General features: G+C 61.8%; 1 protein-coding gene. It reads right to left on the reverse strand.

The genetic code is table 11. The features are described 5' to 3' along the window. A partial coding sequence (locus QJ48_RS00010) for a non-ribosomal peptide synthetase (protein WP_157261444.1) occupies positions 1-5,085 on the reverse strand: 5,085 nt, incomplete at both ends.

Here is a 5,085-nt window from a genome sequence, read left to right on the forward strand (position 1 = left end):
CTCGCCCAGCTCGATCCGGTATCCGCGGATTTTCACCTGATGGTCGATCCGCCCGATGAAGTCTACGTTCCCGTCTTCCATCCACCGCGCCAAGTCGCCCGTCCGATACAGCCTCTCGCCAGGCACGAACGGGTTCGGCACGAATTTCTCCGCCGTCAGCTCCGGCCGGTTCAAATAGCCTCGCGCTACCCCGGCTCCGCCGATGCACAGCTCGCCCAGCACGCCGACCGGCACCGGATGCAGCTGCGCGTCCACGATGTAAAACCGCGCATTCAGCCACGCCTGTCCAATCGGCACGCTGCCCGTCTCCGGCAGCTTCGTCAGCGGCTCGTCGTAGTAGCTAGAATCGATCGCCGCTTCCGTGACTCCGTACGCGTTGATGATTCGCATGGACGAGCCGAACCGCTCCTGCAGCACCCGGTAATCCGTCACGCTGCAGCTGTCCGAGCTCGTAATCAGCAGCTCCATCGAGCCGATGTCCAGCCCATGATCCGCAATATGCTGCATGAACGGCACGATCAGCGCCGGTGTCGATTCAAACACCGTGATTTCGTAATCGCGTATCCATCCGTGCAGGCGCGTCGGGTCGATCCGGTCTTCTTTCGGGCAGATGACCATCATGCCGCCGTTGTACAGCGTCCGCGCGATATCTCCGACGAATACGTCGAACGAGAAGCTCGCCAGCTGCAGCAGCCGCACCGGGAACTGGTCCAGACGATAATCCCGGCGATAAGCCGCCGCCGTATTGACCAGGCTGCGGTGCTCGATCATGACGCCTTTCGGCTGGCCCGTCGTTCCCGACGTGTAGATCACGTAGGCGAGGTCGCCCGGCTCATTTATATTCGGCACGTTCGACGTGTCCTCGGCGTACGCCGACTCGTCGTCCAGACACAGCACCGCCTCCAGCGCATGGCCTTCGGTCAGCCACGCCTGCGCGCGGTCCTGCAGATGCGTCTGCGTCAGCAGCACGGCCGCTCCGCTGTCCCGCAGCATGAACCCGATCCGCTCGGACGGATAGTCCGGGTCCAGCGGCACATACGCGCCGCCCGCTTTCCAGACGGCCAGCACGGCGACGAGCAGGTCCGTCGAACGGTCGGCCAGAATGCCGACGATCGACTCGCGACCGATCCCGCGCGCTTGCAGCGTCCGGGCCAGCCGGTTCGCCCGCTCGTTCAGCTCGCGGTACGTCAGCTGCGCCCCTGCATACACGACCGCCGTCTGCTCCAGCACAAGCTCCGCCTGCGCTTCGAAGCAGGCGTGGAACGTTTGCTCCGGCGCATAGCCTTCCTCTACGCCCACGCTGCCAAAGCCGTCCACCAGTAGCGCCCGCTCTTCCGGCGTGAGCAGCTCCAGTTCCTGCACCTGCGCGGTCGGATTTCCGGTTACCTGCTCCAGCACGCGCACAAGATGGCCGCGCATCCGCTCCAGGCCTGCCTGATCGAACGCCAGCGCGTTGTATTCAAAATGAATGCCCAGATCGTCGCCCGGAATCACCGTAATGTTGAACGCATAGTTCGTTTGCTCGGACATCGCGACGCCCGCAATCGCGAAGCTGTCCGCGCCACGGCTGCCCATCTGCTCCATCCGCTGCTCGACCGGATAGTTCTCGAACACGATGATATGGTTAACCAGATCCTGCTTTTGCTCAGTCAAAGCTTGAATCTCGTAGAGCGGATACGTCTCGTAAGCGCGGGAAGCCAGCGCTTGCTCCTGCGTGCTCCGCAGCAAATCCGCAAACGTCGTTTCCGCTTCGCAGCGAATCCGCACCGGGATCGTGTTGATGAACAGCCCGATCATCCGGTCGACACCCGGAATATCATCCGGCCGCCCCGACACGACGCTGCCAAATACGACGTCCCCGTTGTTGTTGTATTTTTGCAGTACGACGCCCCAGGCCGCCTGCAGCAGCGTGTTCATCGTCACCTGATGCTGCTTCGCCGTGCGCTGCATCTGCTCCGTCAACGGTTTGCCAAGCTGGAATGACAGCTTTTGCGCGTCATACCGTTCCGCCTTGCGCTCCTGCGGCAGCAGCGTCTGATGCTCGAAGCCGGCTAGGCAGCCGCTCCAATAGCGGGCCGCCTCCTCGCCGTCCTGCCGCTCCAGCCACTCGATATAACGGCTGTAGGGGACAACCGGAGCAAGCTCGGGCTGCCGCTGTTCCAGCAGCGCGAAGTACGTGCCGAACACTTCGTTCGTCACCAAAGCGAGGCACCAGCCGTCCATCACGATATGATGGAAGCTCCAGACAAAACGGTACGCCGCGTCCCCCGTTTGCAGCACGGACACGCGCATCAGCGGATCTTGGCTCAAATCGAAGCCGCGGGCTCTATCCTCCCCAAGGAAAGCCGCGACATACGCCTGACGCTCCGCTTCCTCCATGCCTCGCAGATCCTCGTAACGGAAGCCGGCTTGTTTGCTCCTGTAAACAATCTGCAAAGGCTGCTCATGCCAGCCACTGTAAAAATTCGTCCGGAACATGGGGGATCTTTCCACCAGCAGCTCCAAGCTCTTCTTGAAGACGCCGACATGGAAGCTTCCCTGCAGGTCGAACGTCGCCTGCTCGAAATAAGCCCCCGAATGCGGCTCCATCAGGCTGTGGAACAGCATCCCTTTTTGCATCGGCGTGAGCGCGTACACGTTCTCCAGCTCGCCCGCAGAGCGGGTGCGTTCCACAAGCGCATCCAACTCTTCGACCGTCAGCCCTTTGAGCAGGACGTCGCTTGGCGTCAGCTCCGGCCGCTCTTTGGCCGCGCAGTGGGCGATAACCTCACGCAAGCTCGCCTCCAGCAGCCCGGCCAGCCGTTCCATCGTTTCCTTGCGGTACGCTTTGCCGCTGTAGCCGATGGACAGCCGCAGCTCGCCGTCCGTGACCATGCCGTTGATATCCAGCTCGTATCTTCTGGCCAGACTTCCGCTGACAGCCGCTCCACTCGAATAAGGCGACAAGCGGAACGCATTGCCCTGCAAATCCTGGTCGAACTGTCCCAAATAGTTAAAGCTGATTTTCGGCTCGATCTCAAACTCTACACTACCTTGGGAACCCGAAGTAGAGGATAAATACCGCAAAATGCCGTAGCCGATCCCTTTGTTCGGGATGCGGCGCAGCCCTTCCTTCACCCGCTTGATCCGCTTGGACACATTCTTCTCTCCGCCCACCTCCAGCACAACGGGGAATTGGCTCGTAAACCAGCCGACGGTGCGCGTAATGTCCAGCTCCGGCAGGATCGCTTCCCGGCCATGTCCCTCCAGATTGACAAGCACCCGCTCCATGCCGGTCCATTCGTGAACCGCCATGCCCAGCGCCGTCAGCAGCAGATCATTCACTTCCGTGTTATACGCGCGGGACGCCTGCTTCAAAAGCTGCTCCGTCTCCTGCGCCGTCCATACCGCCGTAACGGCTTCGCCGTTCCCAACCTGCGCCCGGTCCTGCGCGTAATCCTTCGGCAGCGCGTCATAATCGGCTTCCGCGATCTGGCGCCAATATGCCCGTTCGCGCTCGATGGCCGGACCGCCCGCATAGTGCGACAGCTGCTCCGCCCAGATCCGGAACGAATCCGTTTTATGCGGGAGGCGAACCGCTTCTCCCTTCAACGCTTGCTCATAGCTTGCCGCCAAATCTTCAAGCAAAATGCGCCACGATACCCCGTCCACCACCAGATGGTGAATGGCGATTAACAGATGGTCTCCGTCCGCGCAGCGGAACAGCCCCAGCTTCACCAAAGGTCCCGCGCTCAGGTCGATGCCGCTTTGAATCTCGTTCGCCTTCGCTTCAATCGCCGCTGCGCAGTCCGCTTCCCCTGTGAAATCCGCGATGTCCAGCGTGAACGGTTCACCCTCGCCGACGCCGCGGTTCCACGCCTCGTAGCCGCCGCTATCCATCCGGCGGTATACGGTACGCAACGCGTCATGATGCCCCACGATATGACGTATCGCCTGACGCAGCGCCGCTTCGTCAAAGCCCGCCTCCCGATGAAGCAGCAGCGCCTGGTTGTAATGATGCGGCTCGGCCGGCTCCTGCTCGAAAAACCAATGCTGAATCGGCGTCAGCTTCACGTCGCCTACTACTTCCCCTTGGTCGGCGATGCGGTCGACAGCCTTCACATGGCTGCCCAGCTCAGCCACGGTCGGATATTGGAACAGCTCTCGCATTTCGATTTTATAGCCGGCTTGAAGCAGCCTCGAAGACACCTGAATCGCCTTGATCGAGTCGCCGCCCAACTCAAAGAAATTGTCCAGCACGCCAACGGCTTCGACTCCCAAAACGGCCTGCCACACCGACGCCAGCGCTTGCTCCACGGCCGTCCGCGGGGCTACGTATTCCGTTCCCGTTTGAACGCTTCCTTCTGGCGCCGGCAACGCCCGGCGGTCTACTTTGCCGTTCGGTGTCAGCGGAATGCGCTCCACCTGCACGAAATACGACGGCACCATGTATCCCGGCAGCTCCTGCGACAGCGCGCTGCGCACTTCGCCCGCACTCAGCTCGCTCTCCGCCGTGAAGTACGCGCACAGCTGCTTTTGCCCCTGCTCGTCCTCCCGCGCGATCACGACCGCTTCCTTCACGCCTTCCACGCGCAGGAGCTGCGCTTCCACCTCGCCCAGCTCGATCCGATAGCCCCGGATTTTCACCTGCTCGTCGATCCGCCCTTTGTACTCCAGCGTCCCGTCCGCACGCCAACGCACCAAGTCTCCCGTCCGGTAGCAGCGCTCTCCCTCGCGCGCCGGGCTCGCAATAAACTTCTCCGCCGTCAGCTCCGGGCGGTTCAAGTAGCCCCGCGCTACTCCGTCTCCGCCGACGATCAGCTCGCCCCACGCTCCGACCGGCTGCAGCTTCATTGCGCGGTCGACCACATAAGCCGTCGAATTTGCGATCGGACGACCGATCGGCACCGCTTCCGTCTGCTCCCCTGCAATTGCATGCGTCGTCGAGAACGTCGTATTTTCCGTCGGACCGTAACCGTTGACCAGACTCAGCCCCGGATTGTCCCGCTGTACCCGGTTGATATGCGGCACCGACAGCACGTCTCCGCCCACGATCAGCGTCTTCATGTCTCCGAACAGACGGCTGTTCTGCTGCGTCAATTGATT

It is taken from the genome of Paenibacillus sp. A3, assembly GCF_001399685.1.
Taxonomy (GTDB): Bacteria; Bacillota; Bacilli; order Paenibacillales; family NBRC-103111; genus Paenibacillus_G.